Origin of the sequence: Bacillus sp. JJ722, assembly GCF_036963345.1 — a bacterium.
Taxonomy (GTDB): Bacteria; Bacillota; Bacilli; order Bacillales; family DSM-1321; genus Bacillus_AD.
The window spans coordinates 70,532-70,808 of record NZ_JBALMO010000104.1 but is presented as its reverse complement, the minus strand read 5'-3'; the positions used below and the strand labels follow the sequence as shown (position 1 = coordinate 70,808).

The following is a 277-nucleotide window of genomic DNA, read 5'->3' as shown; positions in this document are numbered from 1 at the left end:
TGTTTTGATAGCCACAGCACGAACATAGCTGAGAACTCGGAAAGGTTTTAGACACCGCAACTACTTCTTTGCCATACCATTTTGCTTTGTATTCAAGCATGGCTCTAAATTGTGACCAAGACACTTCGCCTATCGCTTTGGCTAACTTGTGGTTTTTCAGCATATTTGACACTTGCAAATTTTCAATCCCTACAATATCGTGGTTTTTGATGATGTAAGTTGAGATTTTCTGCAAATAGTCTGTTCTTGCATGGGTGACCCGTTCATGGATTCTTGC

1 protein-coding gene is annotated in these 277 nt (G+C 40.4%); it reads right to left on the bottom strand.

Annotation, left to right across the window (positions count from 1 at the left end):
* Positions 1-277 (bottom strand): RNA-guided endonuclease TnpB family protein (locus V7014_RS13930; protein WP_335508048.1); only part of this gene is annotated, 277 nt, incomplete at both ends.